The following is a 19,745-nucleotide window of genomic DNA, read 5'->3' on the forward strand; positions in this document are numbered from 1 at the left end:
CGCTCACACTTCGATACGCCCCCGACGCTGATCACCCTGAGGTGATTGGACAAGCTCATCACGGATCTGGGCGAGCGTCGCACCTGCCGCCATGCGATTGGCCAGCCAGCGCGCCGCCTGCGGCGCAGCGACACTGGTGCCGTTCATACGCACGACGGTGCCGCCGCAATTGCCGCTGACGCGGATGCCTGCCATCGGCCGCAGTTCGTCGGCCACGGCGGAAAACTCGGGGCCCGGCTGGTCCGCCGCTGCCGCAGAGCTGTAAGGGCTGACGCCAGTACGCCCCTCGGTGCCCGACACCGAGAGTGCGCCGACCCGGAATACCTCGGCACCGGTGGCGATGTTGTTCAGCGTGTTGTCATCACTCAAGCTTGCGGCATCGGGATCATCGCCGTCCAGAAGCCGAGCCGCCTGCGAGCGGCGGGCCGCGCCCGCCACCACATCGCGTTCAACCCAAGCCTGCACACGCAATTGCCTTTGACTTCGGTTGCTCACCTCGACCGTCCAGATACCGGACGGCCCTTCAACGCGTGTCGTGCTCATCTGCGTGGCCACCACTACCAGCAGGGCCATGCTGCGCCGTTGGCTCTGCGCCACCCGCGGAAAACACAACAGGCCGGCTCGGGTGTCCTCAGGCGCTGCGGAATCGAAGGCTATGCCGGGGAACTGCTTGACCTCCAAAATCTGCCCATGCGGCGAAACGGCACGAATCTGGACGTCATCGCGCCTCAGGAACTGTTCGTCCCGTGCCTCTTTGTCGAGGTCCTCGAACCAGATCTCCAGATAGGTTTCGATCGGCTTATTGGGCGGCACATACAGGCGCAGCAGTGCCCTGCCACCCGGCCCCGGCAATTCGTGCACGGCATGGCGGCCGCTCGGCAAGCGCGCAAGCCCATCGGCGTCCTCACTGTCGCGGCCCGTTCCATGAGAATTGCCTGCCGCCAGCACAATCGCCATGCGCCCATGCGCCTGAGCCAGCTCAGCCATCGCGGTTTCGAGCAAGGCCGTGCCGTCATGAGCGCCAACCATGCTGCCGTAGCTAAGATTGACTACCAACGGCAGCGGCGCCTGCTGCTCGCCCTGGGCCATTTCGGCCGAGACAGCAGCCAAGTACCGTAGGCCGTCGAGCGCACGCACGACCATCCAGCGTGCTCCGGCGAGATTGATCTGCTCACGGGGAAACTGCACCACGGCAAGCGGCAACTCGGAGGCAGCGTCGTTGCCGGAGGCTTGCGCCGTCTGCAACCCGGGTCGATCAGCGCTGATGCACGTTGCAGTCGAATGGCTTGGTAGCAGGGCCTGCCGTCCAGCCATCAGCGTGATCACCGCCGCTGCATGCGATCCACGAGAGGGCAGTCGGCGCTGCAAGGAGGCTGGGTCCTCATACAGAGCCTCCTCGTCGATGCCATGACCGTCGCTGTGCCGCCGCAACAGGCTGTTCAAGTGAACCTGACGTCGCTCCCGACCATAGTCCAGGTCCTCAGGAGACGGGTCCTCGGTATTGACGGCGACCAAGGTCTGATCCCACAAGGCCACCACCCGAGTCTGATTCCTGCCCGAGATCAGCGACGGGTGCCCGAAAGGGCAGCCATCTTCCAGAACACCGAGCAACACCTTCACGGGCGGGCCAGCGGCACCCGCCCCTGATTGCTTGCCAGCGGGGGGGTTGGGGAGGACGCTTGGCGCCACGGCCACTTTGGGGCGTGGGAAGCCAATCTGAATACGCCTCACCCCGTCCAAAAACACCAGGTCCGCGACCGCAAGGGCCACCACACCCAAGTTGCCGCCCTTCGTCGGCAGGCGAACTGTGATGTGCTTGGCGATGCGACTTGAGCCCGGCATGGGCAGAAGATAGATGTCGGGTATCTCGGTGGGCCCAGCCGTCAAGCCCATGAGCCACCGCTGGGTTTCGGCGCTCATCGGATGATCCAACTCAATGAGAAAATCCAGAAACTCCGGCTCCCTGCCGGCACGCCCGAACTGCCGGAAGTTGGTCTGCAATGTCCACACCGTGTAAGGGTCGACATGCCTGGACACCGCCGCAGTCAGCCAGGCATCGAACACCAGTCCGCCATCGGGCGCGACAAAGCCGCGGGCAACCATCACTGCCACTCGGCCAGGGCGCCGAGCCACAGCCGGTTCAGCATGCCGGGCCCGTCGACATCAATCACTGCGCCGGCTCGCAGCGAAGGAGTCAGGGGCACGGCGTCCTTGTTCCCTAAAAAGTAGGGGCTGACCACGCCCTCGCCATGCATGATCTCCTTGCGGTTGAAGGCCGAGGCCAACTCATCTTCCTCGCCGGTCAGTTCCGCCCCAGCAAACCGTCGGGGCACCCAGCCCGCACTCATCCCGGCATCGGCTTGGCAGCGGTGGACGAAGTACTCGGCAAGGCTCTCGGCCACCATACGCCCGCCAATGGAGTCAAGGTGGAAGTGCACGCCGGCCACGATGCGGTTGCTGGCGATACGCGCAGCCATTCGCTGCAGCTGTGTGTTGAGCGCATCGTCACGGGTCGCTCCGCCACCTGCGAGCAGCGCAAGCATTCGTGCCACCAAAAAGGCCTCCATCGCATGCCCGCTGGGAAACGCGTCAAAGCGGCGTGGCCGGATCACCGGTTGAATGCTGGGCGAGTAGCTCGTCGGACGCGGGCAGCCCAGATAGTGCTTGGTCGGTTGCAGCAAGTGGTAACCCAGACGGACGACCAAAGCGATCAGCTCCAACGTGCGCGGATAGGTGGTGGGATTCAGATCGACAACGGGCGCCCAGTACCGCCAAGGCAGACCCAGCTGGCTGCTGAGCTCCGACAGCCGCTCGGCCCGCAACTCGGCCCACTGGTGCACCAGTTTGAGCTGACTGCCGGCGAACACGTCGGCCTTGGGCCGCGAGATAGAAAAGATCAGATAACTCTTGTAGCTGCCTGCGCCAGGCTCCGTCGTGCCCGGCTCGAGTTCGACATGGTTCAACTCGATACGGTGCCCGGTGGCATAGGCATCGAGGCGCAGGCTGCGCAGCAGTTCGGCGAGCAGATTGACCTGGCGGATGTCGAATGAGCAGGCGTCAAAGCGCCTCAGCCCCTGCACTTCGGGCAGGCCATCCTCACTCGCCTCGCGGAACGACTGCTTCTGGCGGATAGCAGGGGGATTGTCGTCAAACGACATGATCATCGCTTCGCGGGAGTGGATCAACCCGGCTCCGGCGCTTCCGCTGCCTCCGGGCAACAGCAGACTGAAGCTGCCCGGGCCGCCGGCAACGGATGGGCCCGACTCCTCAATCGAGGCAAATCCACCTGGGTCGCCTTGGTCGCCTTGGTCGCCTTGGTCGCCTTGGTCGCCCTGGTCGCCCTGGTCGCCTTGGTCGCCTTGGAGCTGGTTCGAACTGGCCATGTGTTGCTCTCTTCGATGTCAGTTGATAGGGGCTTCAGGCAGCGGGCAGGCCGGCTTCCTGGAGCAGTTGGGCAAACCGTTCTCGATTGATGTCCTGCGAGGGCACTCTTGCCAGGTAGGCCTTCACCGTGAAGTGCGGTTCCACACTGAGTAAGCGTCGCATCGTCTCTGCCGCTTCTGCATGACGGCCCAGTTCGGCCTGGGCAATCGCCATCGACCGGTAGGCCGTACCATGCGTACCGTTGGCGGTGATGGCTCGCTCGGCCAGAATGACGCAGCGCTCGTACTCACCGGCACGCAGCGCGGCCGTTGCCGATAGCGCGTCGTAGTAGTGCCGGGTCGGATCGGCCGGGGCCAGACCCAAAGCCATCTCGCTGGCGGCCAGCGCCGGTGCCCGCTCGTTCATGAAGCCCTGGGCCACGCTGCTCATCAGCCAGGCCAGTGAATCATTCGGGTTGTGCTGCAGCGCCTGAGCATAGAACTGCTGCGCCGCTTGCGCATCGCGCTTCACGCCAGCATGCACCGAGCCAGCCATCGTCAGCGCAAGCGCCGAGCAGGGGTCGCGGTCGAGCGCACGGGCGCTGTAGTAGAGCGCCTGCTCACCATCGCGCCGACTGTCGTCGCTCCAGCCCTGAACCACGCGGAAGACATGCCACCGCGCCAGCCAAGCCATAGGCTCGGCATGGCGCGGTGCACGGTCGCTGAGCGCCAGCAGCAACTCGCGCGCGCGCGAGAAATCGCTCGCCGCGAAGCGATGCAGCAGATCCACCGCCGCCAGATGCAGGGTGTGGCTGGACAGATTGGGCAAAGCCTGGGCGGCCCGGGCCGCTCGCTGCTCCACCGCCAGGATGCGGTGGCTGACCGCGTGCACAACACGACCCAGCAGATCGCTCTGCGGTGACAACAGGTCCAGCGCAGAGCCGACCAAGCCATCGTTCCAGATCGGTTCGGCACTGCCGTTCCGCCACAACTCCACCCGTAGTTGCAGGCGGCGGTGACGATCCGCACCCTCACTATCAGCCACGACGCTCCCGCGCAGCACATAGTCGGCACGCAGCACCCGGTAGAGCTGCTCCAGTTCCAGTTCGCGACCGCGCAGCGCCAGCGCGGACAGCGGCGAGATGACATGCAACATAGAAGACTGACTCAGCTGCCGGATCAGTTGATCGGCTGCCACATCGCCGAGGCTGAAGGCGGAGCCGCTGCCATGGGGCGGCGCTTCCAGCGGCAAGACCACCAAGGTCGGCCGCATCTTCATTCGCGCGGCGATCGCCGCCTCGAGCCCTGACGGCAGCGGCGCCTGCTCATTTCGGTGGCGAAACAGCCGCACCGGCTGTTCGACGTGTTTGAGCCAGCAAAGACCCATGTCCTGCAGCAGGCCATCGAAAGGGGCAACCAGTTCGTCCCGTGCTGCCGAGGACATCAGGGTCTCGCCCGGTTGCCCCTGGGCGGCTATGCGCGCCGCCAGGTTGACACCGATGCCATATAGAGCTTCGTCATCGGCCAGCAACTCTGTCTTGTGCAGGCCGGCACGCAAACGCAGCGGCTCCACTCCGGGATGGTTTGCATGCTCCCTGGCCGCAAGACTGTGCAACATGACGCTGCATTGGATCGCTTCCCTGGTATGCGCGAAAGTCAGCACCAAGCCATCGCCACGACGCTCAACCACCTTGCCTCGGCAGGTGACGACCAAATCGCGAGCCCGAGTCAGAAAGTCACGGATGCGCTGGACGGCCAGGGCCTCAGCATCAGCTATAAGGCGAACGGACTCGACCACGTCGACGAATCCGACCGTGGCCGTTTCCTTCCGCAGTGAACCTGAGGTGGGTGGCGTCGAGGACATCGAGTCTTAACAGAGGTCTGGGCACCGAATCTGAGTGCAATTCGTAACATACGCCAAAAGCTGCTGGCTGTGCTATCCCCAAGCTTGATGATCTCCGCCAGGCAGAGGGAGAAAACATAGACCTGCCGCCGGCACTTGAGAGCTGGCCGGGCTCGTCGACTTCCCCTGGCGGGCCTGCGCGCATCACGCCGCGGCCGCCAGGCCGCAGACCCGCCCCCGCCCCTCGGTCTTGGCCCGGTACAGCTGCGCGTCGGCAGCCGCCAGCAGGTTCGCCGTCGTGTTGCAGCCCTCGCCGCTGCGGGCGGCCACGCCCAGGCTGACGGTCACCGAGGGGTCAACAACTGACTCCGCGTGCGGGATGGCCTCGGCACGAACGCCGCGCTCCAGCCGCTGCGCGACCTCCAGGGCGCCGGCCGCATCGGTCTCGGGCAGCAGGCAGACGAACTCCTCGCCGCCGTAGCGCGCCAGCATGTCGCCCGGGCGGTTCAGCTGGCGGGTCAGCACCTCGGCGACCCGGCGCAGGCAGTCGTCCCCGGCCTGGTGACCGTAGTGGTCGTTGTAGCGCTTGAAATGGTCCACATCGATCAGCACGACCGACAGCGGATGCCCGCTGCGGGTGGCGCGCAGCCACTCGGTCTGCAGGCGCTCGTCGAAGGCGCGCCGGTTCCACACGCCGGTCAGGCCGTCGAGGAAGGCCATCTGCCGCAGCAGATCGGCCTGCGCCTTCAGGGTCAGCTGGGTTCTCACCCGCGCCCGCACGATGGCCGGGCTGATCGGCTTGGTGATGAAGTCGGCGGCGCCCAGCTCGAGGCCATGGGTCTCGGCCTCCTCCTCGCTGCTGGCGGTGACGAAGATCACCGGGATGTCCCGGGTGCGCGGGTCGGCCTTGAGGCGGCGGCAGACCTCGAAGCCGTCAATGCCGGGCATCACCACATCGAGCAGCACCAGATCCGGCTGCTTGGCCAGGCACAGGCTCAGGGCCTGCTCGCCGCCGGTGGCAACAAATATCTGATGCTCGGCCGACAGCGCCTGGTAGAGGGCCTGCACATTGACCTGTTGATCGTCGACGACCAGCAAGCGGGATCGGTGCGGCGCATCGGGCCCGGCAGCATTCGCTTCAGTCATGCGCGGCCAGCCTCCCCATCAAGGCCCGGCACTCCGACGCGGCCTGGGCAAAATCCAGCCCGGCGATGGCCTCGCCCAGCGGCTCCAGGGCCTCGGCCCAGTGCGGCTCATGGGCCTGCTGCAAGGCAGAGAACTGATCGGTGGCGGCCATATCGTCATCCTCAAGCAGTTTCAGCAAGGCACCTAGCGCCTGCATCAGACCGGGCCGATCCGCCGAGGCGGCCGGGTTCGGGACGGATGGCCTGGCGAGATCGTATTGCCGCAGTATGGATTGCAGCGCCGCGCCCGTCTGCTCCCCATGTTCGGTCAGCGCGGCCAGCCCCTGCGCGACCAGCTGGGCATCGGCCTCGACGTTCGCTCCGCCCTTGCGCAGGTCTGCCTCGAAGGCGGCGGCCTGGCCGGCCAGCCGGGCGGCGCCCAGCGTGCCGGCCTCACCCTTGAGCGTGTGCAGGCAGCGCAGGGCGTCGATGCGCGAGGCCTCGCCCAGCAGCCGGCCAACTTCCGCAGGCAGGTCCGGCAGGCGCTTGACAAATGACCGGGCCGAACGGGCCCAGACATCGCCGCGGCCGCCGAGCCTGGCCAGTGCCGCAGCGATCTCCAGCCCTTGGCTGCGCGCCTCGGCCAGGTCGGCCTCGGACAGCCCGGGCAGCGCCCCGCTGGAGTCGGACCGGGCCGGTGCAGCAATGCCGAGATCGCCTTGATCGCGGCCCAGTCGCTGGCGCAGCAAGGCCACCAGCGCGTCGATGTCGAAGGGCTTGCCGATGTGGTCGTTCATGCCGGCGGCCAGGCAGGCCTGGCGGTCGTCGGCGCTGGCATTGGCGGTCATGGCGATGATCAACAGATCGGCGAGCCCCCGCTGCCGGCGAATCTCGCGGGTGGCCGTGAAGCCGTCCATCACCGGCATCTGCACGTCCATCAGCACGGCGTCGAACAACGGGTCGGCGGCGGCCACCGCGGCCACCCCTTGCCGACCGTCGTCGGCCAGCGTGACCGAGGCCCCCTCGGCCTCCAGCAGCTCCTGCGCCACCTGCTGGTTGTTGAGGTTGTCCTCGACCAGCAACAGGCGCAGGCCCTGCAGCCGGGGCTGTCCTTGCGCGATACCGGGTTCCACCGCGGGCTCGCCGCTGCCCTCACCTACCGGCAGCGTCAGCTCGAAGTGGAAGGTGCTGCCCCGTCCAAGCTCGCTGTCGAGCGCGATCCGCCCCCCCATCAGTTCAACCAGCCGCTGGCTGATGGACAGGCCCAGTCCGGTGCCGCCGAAACGGCGCGTGGTCGAGGCCTCGGCCTGCGAGAAGCTGCTGAACACCGCCTGCTGCTGCTCGGGTGCTATGCCGATGCCGGTGTCGCGCACCACAAACGCCACACGGCACAGCTCGTCCCTGCGCTCCAGCAGACGCAGCTGCAGCAGCACTTCGCCGCTGTCGGTGAACTTGAGCGCATTGCCGGCCAGATTGAGCAGCACCTGCTGCAGCCGCATATCGTCGCCCACAAGGCAGGGGGGCAGCGCCGCATCCCTGTCGAAGCGCAGCTCGACCGGCTTGGAGCCCATATTGGCCTGCAGTACCACCGCCAGATCGCGCAGCAGGCCATCCACGGCAAACGGGCGCGGGTCCAGCGTCATCTTGCCGGCCTCGGCCTTGGAGAAGTCCAGGATGTCGTTGATCAGACCCAGCAGGCTGCGTGCTGCGCGCTCGGTCTTGCGGGTGTAGTCCTGCTGGCGCTCGGTCAGCGGCGTTCTGGACAGCAACTTGAGCATGCCCAGGATGGCATTCATCGGCGTGCGGATCTCGTGGCTCATATTGGCCACGAACTGACCCTTGGCCAGGCTGGCCTGCTCGGCCCGGTCGCGCTCGATCGCCAAGGCCTGGTTGGCCAGGCGCAGATCCGCCTCGGCCTTCTTGACGAAGGTGATGTCCATCGTCAAGGTCACCACGCCCTGGACCTGCTCGTTCCACCAGTCCGGGATCAAATGGGTCAGGATATGGCTGGCCTCGCCATCGGCCGAGCGATCCTCGCGCTCAAAGCTCTGCATTTCGCCGCGCCGTGCCGCCTCGATCTGAGCCAAGCTCGCGGCGACCCGCGCCTCGCCCAGTATCTCGACATCGCTCTGACCAACGCAGTCGGCCAGATGGCCGCCGAAGCGCTCAAGAAAGGGCTTGTTGGCGAACTTGAGGCGGTGGTCCATGTCCCAGTACGCGATGCGTGCCGGAATATTGTCGATCACCAGGCGCATCAGATGCTCGCTGTCGCGGATGGTGATTTCCGCCCGCTTGCGCTCGCTGATATCGGTATAGGTGGTGACAAAGCCCCCCGTCGGCAGCGGCGCGCCGCGTATCTCCAGCGCCACCCCGTCGGGCCGCAGCCGTTCGATCTGATGAGGCACCGGGTGGCGGGCGCGCTCGACGATCAGGGCCACGATGGCGTCAACGTCGCCCGGGCCGTACTCGCCGTACTCGCCGCGCTCGGCGTTGTGGCGGATGATGCTTTCGAAGCTGGTTCCCTCGGGGCCGAACAGGCTGTCCGGCAGATCTAGGAGGCTGCGGAACTGCCGGGTGTGCGCCAGCAGTTGCAGGTCGGCATCGAAGACGCTCAAGCCGCAAGGCAGATTGTCGAGAATCGCCTGCAGCATCACCGTGGTGCTCTGCTGGGCCTGCTCGGCCGATTTGCGCTCGGTGACATCCATATGGGTGCCGGCCATGCGCTCGACCTTGCCGCTGGCATCGCGCTGGAAGACCTGACCCCGCGACAACACCCAGACCCAATGGCCAAGCCGATGGCGCAGGCGGATCTCGCATTCGTAATAGTCGAGCTCGCCTTCGAAGTGCTTGCGCAGCAGCTCGGCGGACCGTCGCAGATCGTCCCGATGCGCCAGCCGCGTCCAGACAGCAGTGGTGATAGGCCCCAGCTCGGCCCGGGTATAGCCCAGCATCCCGGCCCAGCGTTCATTGACCTCGGTCACGCCGGACAACTCATCAAGATCCCAGGTGCCCACCCGCGTGCCCTGCAGGATGTTCTGCAACTGCTGTTGCTCCCGTGCCAGCTCCGCGAGTGCCGTCTTGCGCGCGGTGATGTCGCTGGCGATCTCCATGAAGCCAGTCAACGCGCCTTGCGCGTCGTGCATCGGCTGGATTTCGGTGTCGACCCAGAACTCGCGCCCGTCCTTGGTGCGATTCAGTATCTCGACCCGGCATTGCTGCCCCGCCGCAGCGGCCTCGGCCAGGCGCTGCAGCACCACCGGATCCGCCTTGCCACTGCCCAGCAGTTCGCCGGGCGTGCGCCCGTACGCGTCGGCGGCACTGAACCCGGTCACGCGGGTGAAGCCCTCGTTGACCCAGGTGATGCGCAAGTCACGGTCGGTGATGGACACCGCATTCGAGGTGCTCCGCACCACCCTTGCCAGGCGCTCCAGGTCCAAGGTCATGCGCTGGGCCAGGGTCAATGCCCGCATGCGGCCGACGGCCAGCAGCCACACCGACAGCGCCAGCAACATGCTCAGCAAGGCCCCGCCCATGGCGACATAGGCCAGGCTGCTGCGCTGGATGCCCGCCACGAAGCCGGGGCTTGCGCTGGCATGCAGGACCAACTGGCGGCCTCCGATCGTGAGCCATCGGCTGGCCTCGAACCGCCGGGCACCCTCGCCTGCGGCCGCAAGAGCGGGCAGTTCGGCATCAAAGACGACTTGACCGGGGCTGTCAGCCTCGGGCAGAAGGAGCCGGATGTTGACGGCGCGGTCGGCAATGTCGACCACACCGGTCAGCAGGTCGCGAACGATGATGGGCGCATACAGCAGCCCGACCAGCGCGGCGCGGCGCTGCTCCAGTTCAACCGGATCGGTGCCATGACGAAACACCGGCAAGATGAACAGGAAGCCGGGGGTGCGGTCCCTGTCCTGGAGCAGATTCAGCTTGCCGCTGAGCGCCGGTTGCCCGGTGGCCACCGCACGCTCGATGGCCTCGCGGCGCACCGATTCGGATCCGAGGTCACGCCCCAGGGCCTGATGGTTCTCCGACAGCGGCTCGATCATCTTGACGACGTAGAGATCGTCGGCGGCGCCGGTGGTGGTGACCTCGAAATCGGGCGCCTGGTCCGCCCGCGCCGCGGCGACAAAGCGGTTCAGGTCAGGGCGCAACACGCGCTCCATCAGGCCGAAGCCCCGCACGCCGGGGAATTCGGTCGGCAGGTCGCGGGACTCCACATAGGCCCGGAACTGCGCCCTGCTGAGCTGGCGGTTGACGGCATAGACACCCCTGGCGCCCTTGAGTCCGTACACCGGCAAGGTGAACCGGCGCATGATCTCGGCCTCCATGCGCTCGACATGGCGCGTGAACTGACCCTGAGCGTCCGCTTCGATACTGCGGTCCAGCCAGATCACGGCTGCGGCCGTCAGCACCAGGCCCAGTATCTGCGTCAGGGCGGTCATAGCAATCGCCCCGCGGCGCTGCCGGGCCGGGGACATGCCCGGTGCCCGGTCAGCGCTGGCCGTATCGCCAACCCCGACCCGCCGCACCGCCGCCATGCAACGCCAGTAGGCGGCCGGCGCACTGAGCACCACCAGCAAGACCGCTCCGAAGTAGGCCTTGGCCCACAGCGCGGCCGTTTCGGCCATCAGAGGCAGGGCCAACGTCACCACGACCTGGGCCAGGCCGACGATCAGCAGCAGTTCACCGACAAGGCGGGTCGGGATCTGGGCAATTTTCATGTGCTGGGTGCAACGAGGAGGTCGGGCGAACTTACACCACGCCAGCCCCCAGCAGGGGGTCGGCGCCTCGGTTCAGATCGCACGACCGTGCCGAATTTACAGATTTTGCCGAATAGACCACATACCAGCTCGTTGGCGCCCGTCCGGTGCTGCCTTCACCCACGGGGATTGCGCAACAATCGAGCGCATGGGTCAACGTCTCGCTGGCCCGTTGCCAAGGGTCGTGCTTGAAGACAACCAAGTTTTTGCTGATCGACGACACCACGCTGACGCGCTCGGTGTTGCGCACCATCCTGAAGGACGAGGGTTACGCCGAGATTCGCGAAGCCAAGGATGCCGATTCAGGCTTCAAGATGGTCGAGCACTTCGCCCCCGACGTGATCTGCCTGGACATCCAGATGCCCGGCAAGAGCGGGCTGGAGTTACTGGTCGAGCTGAAGGTCTTCTGCCCGGGCACGCCGGTGCTGATGATCACCGCCAACAGCGACCGCGAGTCGATAGACGCCAGCTTCCAGGCCGGTGCGGCCGGCTATATCGTCAAACCCTTCAGTGCCGCCAAGGTGATGGACACCATCAACGGCGTGCTCGAGAAGATGTCCGGCGCCGCCAGCCGCTGAGGCCGCAGATCAATCGCTGGCCGTGCCCAGCATCACGCCGAGCCTGCGGGTGCTGCCGGCGCGCCACAGCGTCACTTGCACCTTGTCGCCCGGCTGAAGGCGCTCCAGCGCATTGAGCATATCGTCCAGGTCGTTGACCGGCTGATCGTTGATGGCGGTCAGCACATCGCCGGCCACGATCGTGCCGTCGCGGCCGCGGGTGAAGGGGCGCAGGCCGGCCCGCTCGGCCGGGCCACCCGGCGACACCGCGACCACGGCCACGCCCTTGGGTAGGTTCAGCGCCTGGCGCATCGTCGGCGGGCCGGCGCTGATGCCCAGCGCCGGGCGCACGAAGCGGCCGTCGCGTATCAAGCGCGGCACGATGCGGTTCACCTCGTCCACCGGAATGGCAAAACCGATGCCGGCGCTGCTGCCCGAGGGGCTGTAGATCGCCGTGTTGACGCCGATCAGACGGCCGGCCGAATCGAGCAGCGGGCCGCCCGAGTTGCCGGGGTTGATGGCCGCGTCGGTCTGTATCACATCGCGTATGGAGCGCCGCGTCACCGACTCGATCTCTCGGTTCAGCGCGCTGACGATGCCGGTGGTCAGCGTCTGGTCCAGGCCGAAGGGGTTGCCGATGGCATAGACCTTCTGCCCCACCTGCAGGTCGCGGCTGGTGCCCAGCGGCAGCACCGTCAGCTTGGCCTGAGGGACGTCGATCTTCAGCACCGCCAGATCGCGGTCCGGGAACGCGCCGACCAGCTGGGCCTTGTAGCTGCTCTGATTGGCCAGCGTGACCTGGGCAGCGCTGGCGTTCTGGATCACATGGAAATTGGTGACGATGTGGCCGCTGTCGTCCCAGAAGAAGCCGGTGCCGGTGCCGCGTGGCACCTGCTGCACATCCAGCGAGAACAGATCGCGCTGCACGCCCAGGGCGGTGATGTTGACCACCGCCGGCGAGGCCGCCTTGAACACGGCGATATGGGCCAGCTCGTCGGCGGCCAGCGCACCACGTGGCGCCGGCACTCGCGGTTGGCCCTTGGCCAGTGCGCCGGTGGCGGACAGGGCTGTGAACGCGAAACACAGCAGCAGCGCCAGCCAGGGGGCCCGGTGAGTCCTCGAATCCTTCATGTCAAATCCCTTGAGTTCGTCATGCTGCGCCAAAGCGCTAGAGATGATGGCGGACGGGCGGTTTTCAAGGCAAGACGGACCTTGGCTGGCGCGAACGAGAGCTCACCGACAATCGCTGCATGCCAAGCCCGATGATCAGCCTGTCCTCCGTTCCTCCCGAGCTTCTCGGCGCCGACCCGGACAATCCCGCCGAGCCCTTGATCGTGCTGTGCACCTTTGGCACCGGGGGCGACCTCTATCCCTTTCTCAAGCTGGCGCAGGGATTGCGCCAGCGCGGGCGGCGCACCTTGCTGCTGATCCCGCGCTTTCATGAGGCCAAGGTCCGGGACAGCGGCCTGGCCTACCTCGCCTACGGCACGCACGAGCAATCGCAGGGGGTGCTGGACGATCCGGCGCTGTGGGACGAGCGCAAGGGCTTTGGCGTCGTCTGGCGCGGCCTGCTGCCCAGCGCCCAGATGGTGCATGAGCTGATGGCCGCGCTGCCCAAGGCCCAGCCCTGCGTCGCGCTCTGCCATCCCTTCATGGTGCCCCTGGCGGCGCTGGCCCGCCATGGCCGGCCGGACTTGCGCATCGTCGGCGCCTATCTGGCGCCCGCCAGCCTGCGCACGGTGCACGACCCGCTGACGATGGGCTCGCTGCAGATGCCGCGCTGGGTGCCGCTGTCATGGCGGCGTGCCCTGTGGCGCACGATAGACCGGTTCTGGATAGACCCGGACCTGCTGCCCGGGCTGAATGCCGCAAGAGCCATCCACGGTCTGGCGCCGGTGACGAGCTTTCTCCCGCATATGCAGGCGGCCTGCGATGCCAGCGTCGGGCTGTTTCCGGCCTGGTATGCCGGCCGGCAGCCGGACTGGCCCGAGACCTTTGTCGAGGGGCAGTTTCCGCTGCCGCCGATCCAGGGGATCCTGGCCCCCGAACTCGAGGCCTTCCTGGCCGCCGGCCCTGCGCCGATTGCCTTCACACCTGGCACCGGCCACCGGCATGCGGCACGCTATTTCGCCGATGCGCTGTCCGTGCTGCAAGCGCTGGGCCGGCGCGGGCTCTTCATCACGCCCTATGCCGACCAGCTGCCGCAAGCGCTGCCACCCGAAGTGCTGTGGCAGGCAAGCGCGCCGTTCGAGGTGCTGCTGCCCCGGCTGGCGATGCTGGTCCATCACGGCGGCATAGGCACAACAGCCGAGGCGCTGCGCGCCGGCATTCCGCAGCTGGTGATGCCCTATGCCTTCGACCAGTTCGATAACGGCATGCGGGTTCAGCACCTCGGCGCCGGCACGGTTTTGCCGGCGGCGAAGGCGAATGCCCGCCGCATGCGCCGTCAGATCGCCGCCCTGCTGGCACGAACGAATGAGCAGGGACCAGCCGCCGGGTCGCGCGGCTCGAACTTCGAGCCGGGGCTGGAGGGGCTGCTGGACAGCGTCGAACAGGCCCTCGGCCTTGCCGCGTCTTCGACCGCTACTCGATCACCACCTTCGCTTCCTTGACCAGCCTGGCGAACTTCTCGGTCTCGCCCTTGATCTGCTGGGCCATCTGCTCCTGGCTGTTGCCAATCGGCTCGGCGCCGATCTCGTCCATGCGCTTGCGGAACTCGGGCGACTGGATCACCTTGACCATCTCGGTGTTGAGACGGGCGACGATGTCCCTGGGCACCGCGGCCGGGGCCAGCACGCCGAACCAGGTGCCGATATTGAAGCCCTTCAGGCCGGCCTCCTCAAGCGTGGGCACATCGGGCAGGGCCGAGGAGCGGGTGGCCGTGGTCACCGCCAGCGCTCGCAGCTTGCCGCCCTTGATGTGCTGCAGCACCGGCGTGACGGTGTCGAAGGACATGGTGATCTGACCGCCCAGCAGATCGGTGACCAGCGGACCGCTGCCCTTGTAGGGGATGTGGGCGATGTCGGTGCCGGTGAGGTTTTCGAACTGTGTGCCTATCAGGTGCTGGGCCGTGCCATTGCCGTTCGACCCGTAGTTCATCTTTCCGGGGTTGGCCTTCAGCAGCGCCACCAGCTCGGCCACATTCCTGGCCGGCGTGGCCGCGTTGACGACCAGCACATTGGGCACCAGGGCAATCGTCGTGATCGGGGTCAGGTCTTTCTGGAAGTCGTAGGGCAGCTTCTTGAAAACGCTGCTGGCAATGGTGTGATGCACGGCGCCGACCAGCAGGGTGTAGCCGTCCGGCCTGGACTTGGCCACATAGTCGGCGCCGAGCGTGGCGCCCGCGCCGGGCTTGCTTTCGACGATCACCGGCTGACCGAGGCTCAGCGCCAGCTTCTCGGCCAGCGCGCGGGCCAGCACATCGGTCGTGCCGCCGGCCGGGAACGGCACGACCAGCGTGACCGGCTTGCTGGGCCAGGCCTGCGCGATGGCGCTGCCGCCGACCAGCAGCGCAGCACCCAGGGACAGGGCTTGCAGCAGGGATAGGCGGCGGCTCATGCTGCAGCTCCTTCGGCGATCAGGCCGCAGACGGCGGCGGTGACATCGGCGGTCGTGGCGCTGCCACCCAGATCGCCGGTGTGCAGGGCCGGATTGGCCGTGACCCGCTCGATCGCGGCCATCACCCGCTTGGCAGCGTCGAACTCGCCCAGGTGCTCCAGCAGCATCACCACCGACCAGAAGGTGCCGACCGGATTGGCCAGGCCCTTGCCCATGATGTCGAAGGCCGAGCCGTGGATGGGCTCGAACATCGAGGGGTAGCGGCGCTCGGGGTCGATATTGCCGGTGGGCGCGATGCCCAGGCTGCCGGCCAGTGCGGCGGCCAGATCGCTGAGGATGTCGGCATGCAGATTGGTCGCGACGATGGTGTCCAGGGTGCCGGGCTTGTTGACCATGCGGGCGGTGGCGGCATCCACCAGCTCCTTGCCCCAGGTCACGTCGGGGAACTCCTGGCTGATCTGCACGGCGATCTCGTCCCACATCACCATCGCATGGCGCTGCGCATTGCTCTTGGTGATCACGGTCAGCAGCTTGCGGGGCCGGGACCGGGCCAGCCTGAAGGCGTAGCGCATGATGCGCTCGACGCCGGCCCGGGTCATCATCGACACATCGGTGGCGGCCTCGATCGGGTGGCCCTGGTGCACGCGGCCGCCGACACCGGAATACTCACCCTCCGAGTTCTCGCGCACGATGACCCAGTCCAGGTCCTTGGGGCCGCAGCGCTTCAGCGGGCCGTCGATACCGGGCAGGATGCGGGTCGGCCGCACATTGGCGTACTGGTCGAAGCCCTGGCAGATCTTCAGGCGCAGGCCCCACAGGGTGATGTGGTCCGGGATGTCGGGGTCGCCGGCCGAGCCGAACAGGATGGCGTCCTTGTTGCGCAGCGCGTCCAGGCCGTTGGCCGGCATCATCTCGCCGTGCTCGCGGTACCAGTCGCCGCCCCAGCCGAAGTTCTCGAACTCGAAGCGAAAGCCGCTGCCGGACGCGGCCAGCGCCTCCAGCACCTGCTGGCCGGCCGGCACCACCTCCTTGCCGATGCCGTCGCCCGGAATGGTTGCGATTGCGTAGGTCTTCATCGATGTCTCCGTCGTGGGGGTCAGTGGCGCCACTGTAGAAAGTGGACAGCCCCTATGCACACCGCTAAAGTGAATCCATCGTTTACTTCAATTCAACAATCAATGGCCACGAACGCCGGCATCCAGCCCGCCGATCTGGGCTTCTTCTCGGCCCTGGCCAGCGCCGGCAGCCTCAGTGCCGCGGCCCGTGAACTGGGCATCACCACGCCGGCCGTCAGCAAGCATCTGGCGCTGATGGAGGCGCGCATCGGCGTCTCCCTGGTCAATCGCACGACCCGGCGCATGAGCCTGACGCCCGAGGGCGAGCTGTATCTCGAACATGCCCGCCGCATCCTCGGCGACATCAACGACATGGAGGCGCTGCTGGGCGTGTCCAAGGCCACGCCCAGGGGCCTGCTGCGCGTCAACGCGACGCTGGGCTTCGGCCGCAGCCATGTCGCGCCGCTGATCTCGACCTTCGTGCGCCAGTACCCCGAGGTCGAGGTGCAGCTGCAGCTGTCGGTGAATCCGCCGCCGCTGACCGAGGACTCGTTCGACGTCTGCATACGCTTCGGCGCGCCGCCGGATGCCCGGGTGATGGCCCGGCAGATCGCACCGAACCGGCGCCTGCTCTGCGCCGCTCCGGCCTATCTGGCCCGGCACGGCATACCCAGGCTGCCCAGCGACCTGAGCAAGCACAACTGCATCGGCATACGCCAGGGCGAGGAGGCCTACGGAGTCTGGCGCCTGTCCAGCGGCAGCGGCAAGAGCATCAGCACCGAGGCCATCAAGACCCGGGGCAATCTGACCACCAATGACGGCGAGATTGCCGTCAACTGGGCGCTCGACGGCCATGGCATCCTGATGCGGGCCGAGTGGGACATTGCGCGTTACTTGCACAACGGACGTCTGGTGCAGGTACTGCCGCAGTGCTTCACGCCCGACGCCGACATCCACGCCGTCTACCCGCAGCGCCACCAGCGGGCGGCGCGGGTGCGGGTGTTCGTCGACTTCATGGCACAGGCCTTTCGACAACAGGCAACGGGTGCTACCCATCCTTCATGACACAGTCCTCCATCCGCCGCCTCGGCCTTCAACTGCCCGCGCACAGGCGCGTCTTTGCGGCCTTCTTTCTCTACGCCTTCGGCCTTGGCGGGTTCTTTCCACGGCTGGGCGAGCTGCAACGGCTGATGGGGCTCAGCGAGGGCCAGCTGGGGCTGGGCCTGATCGGCGCGGCGGTCGGCACGCTGATCTCGCTGACCTTTGCCGGCCGGCTGATCGAGCACATCGGCCATCGCCGCATGCTGCTCGCCGTGCCCACGCTGGTGCCGTTCTGGTACGCGGTCGCCGCGCACGCGCAGGGGCCCCTGTCGCTGTTCCTGACGTTGCTGCCCGCCGGCCTGCTGATCGGTGCGATCGAGGTGGTCGTCAACCTGGAGGCTGACCGCGTCGAGCAGGTCGAGGGGCGGCGCCTGATGAACCGGGCGCACGCCTTCTGGAGCTTTGGCTTCTTCGGTGCCGGTCTGCTGGGAGTGCTTGCTGCGCGGTTGGGCATCAACCCGCATTGGCAACTGGCCCTGATGGTGCCGCTGGCCCTGGTGCTGACGGTGCTGCTGCTCGGCGGCTTCGACGCCGCCCCGGCGCGCAGCCACGCAAACAGCGACGCCGCGCCACCACATTTCGCCAAGCCCACGGCCGGCATCATGGGTCTGGTGGCGCTGTCGCTGTCGGCGCTGGTGCTCGAAGGCGCTGGCATTGACTGGTCGGCGATCTATATGCGCGACGCGATGCATGCCCCGCCCTACCTCGGTGCGCTGGCCGTCGCCACCGGTGCCTTCGCCCAGGCGGTGACCCGCTACCTGGCGGATAGCCACGTAGAGCGGCACAGCCCGCTGGTGGTGGCGCGCATCCTGCTGCTGGTGCTGGCCGGCGGCAATCTGCTGGTCTTCTTTGCACCGAATGCGGTGCTGGCCCTGCTCGGCTTCGCCTTGATGGGCGTGGGCACCAGCGTGCTGTTCCCGCTAGCGATGTCGGCCGCGGCGCAGCGTACCGACCGGCCCGCGGCCACCAACGTCGCCGCCCTGGCTCAGACCGCCTTCGTCGCCTTCATGCTGGCCCCGCCCGCGCTCGGCTTCGTGGCCGAGCACTTCGGCATCCGCTGGTCCTTCGGGGTGGGCCTGCCGCTGGTGCTGCTGAGCCTCAGTGCCTGTCGGACGCTCGCTGCAGGGTCAGCCCGATCAGGCGCGACACCACGGCCGCCAGGTACATGACACCGGCAAACATCTCGAGGCTGGCCAGCGCGCGGGCCAGCGGCTTGATCGGAATGACGTCGCCGATGCCGGTGCTGGACAGCAGGGCGAAGCTGAGGAACATCAGCTCGGTCCAGCTGCGCGGCGATTCGGGGTTGACGGCCGCCGCGAAGCTGCCCGGCTGCAGCTCCTGCAGCATCACGAACAGATAGGTGAAGGCCCAGGCCAGCAGGGTGAAGGTGGCGCCGGCGGCGAACAGCTCGTCGGTGGTCGCGTGATGGTCGCCCATCATGTAGGCGATCAGGCTGCCGGCGGCATAGAAGTAGAACAGCGCCTCCAACCCGGCCGACCAGGGCAGCAGGCCGGGCAGATCGAAGGCCGCCTGCAGCGCCAGCATGATGATGGCCGGCAGCGCGATGCAGGCACTGATCCAGGTCAGGCCCGGTGTGCGCCGCACCATGCCGGTGGTGATGACCAGCACGATGATGCCGAAAGCGCTGAGCACCACCGGGCCGCTGCGCGTCGACTCCAGCAGCGGGTAGAGCAGCAGCCCCGCCAGCTGCACGACCAGCAAGATCGCCGAGGGGTGACGGCGCGTCAGGGCAAGCAGGCGGACATAGTGCATGCGCCATTGTCCAACGGCTTTGGGCGCAGCACGGCTGGAGCCCAGTTGGGACCCGGTGCCGGGTCCACGCCGTGGGCGTGAATGCGGGGCCGCGGCCTCAGGGCAGATTGACGAAATAGCCCGTCAGCATCAGCAGCGCACCACCCGACATGGTGTCGCCCGTGCCGTTGACGTGGAACGACGCATTGATGGGTTCGCTCGGGCCGAAGTAGGCCTGGACGCTGTGGTTGATGAAGATGCGCGTCCCCAGCGCACCGCTCGGTCCGCGCACGCCGGTGAAGGCGAGCGTGGCGTAGGAGGAGCCACCGAAGCCGGAGCTCACGAAGCCATTGGGCAGCGTGCCGGCGGCGGTGTCCACGTAGCCGCTGATATTGGTCAGCACCAGCCGTTTTCCCACCGGGACCTGCGCGAAATTGAAGGCGCAGACCGTGCTGCCGCGGCAGGTCGTGTTGGACTGGGTCTCCTGGTAGGGACTGCGCCCGGGTTCGTCGACCGACTGGACCAGCGCAGCGCGGGTTTGCGCCAGTGCGGGTGGCGCCCAAGCAAGGAACGCCGACCCCAGGGCCAGGGCCGCGGGCAGGCCGCGACGAGCAAAAAATGCGAATGTCATTT

The 19,745-nt window shown here is 67.1% G+C and carries 14 protein-coding genes; 4 read left to right on the forward strand and 10 right to left on the reverse strand.

Features of this window, described 5'->3' with window-relative positions:
• Nucleotides 1–3 precede the first annotated feature (3 nt).
• From DES47_RS25070 to DES47_RS25090, 5 genes are all read right to left on the reverse strand, one after another.
• On the reverse strand, nucleotides 4–2,106 hold the full coding sequence (locus DES47_RS25070; RefSeq protein WP_133703513.1) for a S8/S53 family peptidase: 2,103 nt from the start codon (nucleotides 2,104–2,106) through the stop codon (nucleotides 4–6).
• Nucleotides 2,103–3,383, reverse strand: a complete 1,281-nt coding sequence (locus tag DES47_RS25075) for a phosphatase PAP2 family protein (RefSeq protein WP_133703514.1) — start codon at nucleotides 3,381–3,383, stop codon at nucleotides 2,103–2,105. Before DES47_RS25075 ends, DES47_RS25070 begins: the two co-directional genes overlap by 4 nt.
• 34 nt (nucleotides 3,384–3,417) lie before the next feature.
• Nucleotides 3,418–5,226: an adenylate/guanylate cyclase domain-containing protein gene (locus DES47_RS25080; protein WP_133703515.1), complete on the reverse strand. Its 1,809-nt coding sequence runs from the start codon at nucleotides 5,224–5,226 to the stop codon at nucleotides 3,418–3,420.
• Between the two features lie 183 nt (nucleotides 5,227–5,409).
• A complete protein-coding gene (locus DES47_RS25085) occupies nucleotides 5,410–6,351 on the reverse strand; it encodes a diguanylate cyclase (RefSeq protein ID WP_133703516.1) in 942 nt (313 codons plus the stop codon).
• The gene (locus tag DES47_RS25090; RefSeq protein WP_133703517.1) at nucleotides 6,344–11,050 is read right to left on the reverse strand and encodes a CHASE domain-containing protein; all 4,707 of its coding nucleotides are present in this window, start codon (nucleotides 11,048–11,050) and stop codon (nucleotides 6,344–6,346) included. The genes DES47_RS25085 and DES47_RS25090 overlap by 8 nt, the downstream gene beginning before the upstream one ends.
• A gap of 227 nt (nucleotides 11,051–11,277) precedes the next feature.
• Between DES47_RS25090 and DES47_RS25095 the strand changes: the two genes are divergently transcribed.
• Nucleotides 11,278–11,667, forward strand: a complete 390-nt coding sequence (locus tag DES47_RS25095) for a response regulator transcription factor (RefSeq protein WP_166652160.1) — start codon at nucleotides 11,278–11,280, stop codon at nucleotides 11,665–11,667.
• Nucleotides 11,668–11,676: 9 nt separating this feature from the next.
• Here the strand turns inward: DES47_RS25095 and DES47_RS25100 are convergent, their stop codons facing one another.
• Nucleotides 11,677–12,777, reverse strand: a complete 1,101-nt coding sequence (locus DES47_RS25100) for a S1C family serine protease (protein WP_133703519.1) — start codon at nucleotides 12,775–12,777, stop codon at nucleotides 11,677–11,679.
• Between the two features lie 119 nt (nucleotides 12,778–12,896).
• Here DES47_RS25100 and DES47_RS25105 point away from each other — a divergent pair, with 119 nt between their 5' ends.
• Nucleotides 12,897–14,258: a nucleotide disphospho-sugar-binding domain-containing protein gene (locus tag DES47_RS25105; RefSeq protein ID WP_133703520.1), complete on the forward strand. Its 1,362-nt coding sequence runs from the start codon at nucleotides 12,897–12,899 to the stop codon at nucleotides 14,256–14,258.
• Here the strand turns inward: DES47_RS25105 and DES47_RS25110 are convergent.
• Together DES47_RS25110 and DES47_RS25115 are read right to left on the reverse strand one after the other, a co-directional pair.
• Nucleotides 14,230–15,204, reverse strand: coding sequence for a Bug family tripartite tricarboxylate transporter substrate binding protein (locus DES47_RS25110; protein ID WP_133703521.1), 975 nt, complete (start codon nucleotides 15,202–15,204; stop codon nucleotides 14,230–14,232). The two genes, DES47_RS25105 and DES47_RS25110, sit on opposite strands and share 29 nt — an antisense overlap.
• Complete coding sequence (locus tag DES47_RS25115; protein WP_133703522.1) at nucleotides 15,201–16,280, reverse strand: tartrate dehydrogenase; 1,080 nt, start codon at nucleotides 16,278–16,280, stop codon at nucleotides 15,201–15,203. The genes DES47_RS25110 and DES47_RS25115 overlap by 4 nt, the downstream gene beginning before the upstream one ends.
• Nucleotides 16,281–16,382: 102 nt before the next feature.
• On the opposite strand from DES47_RS25115, the gene DES47_RS25120 reads away from it, so the two are divergent.
• Both DES47_RS25120 and DES47_RS25125 read left to right on the forward strand, forming a co-directional pair.
• On the forward strand, nucleotides 16,383–17,324 hold the full coding sequence (locus tag DES47_RS25120; protein WP_133703523.1) for a LysR substrate-binding domain-containing protein: 942 nt from the start codon (nucleotides 16,383–16,385) through the stop codon (nucleotides 17,322–17,324).
• A complete protein-coding gene (locus DES47_RS25125) occupies nucleotides 17,321–18,529 on the forward strand; it encodes an MFS transporter (protein ID WP_133703524.1) in 1,209 nt (402 codons plus the stop codon). The genes DES47_RS25120 and DES47_RS25125 overlap by 4 nt, the downstream gene beginning before the upstream one ends.
• Here DES47_RS25125 and DES47_RS25130 read toward each other — a convergent pair.
• Complete coding sequence (locus tag DES47_RS25130) at nucleotides 18,459–19,133, reverse strand: ion channel (protein WP_133703525.1); 675 nt, start codon at nucleotides 19,131–19,133, stop codon at nucleotides 18,459–18,461. The genes DES47_RS25125 and DES47_RS25130 overlap by 71 nt on opposite strands.
• A gap of 97 nt (nucleotides 19,134–19,230) precedes the next feature.
• The gene (locus DES47_RS25135) at nucleotides 19,231–19,743 is read right to left on the reverse strand and encodes a hypothetical protein (RefSeq protein ID WP_133703526.1); all 513 of its coding nucleotides are present in this window, start codon (nucleotides 19,741–19,743) and stop codon (nucleotides 19,231–19,233) included.
• Nucleotides 19,744–19,745: the final 2 nt, after the last annotated feature.

The organism is Roseateles toxinivorans, assembly GCF_004362525.1.
GTDB classification, from domain to species: domain Bacteria; phylum Pseudomonadota; class Gammaproteobacteria; order Burkholderiales; family Burkholderiaceae_C; genus Paucibacter; species Paucibacter toxinivorans.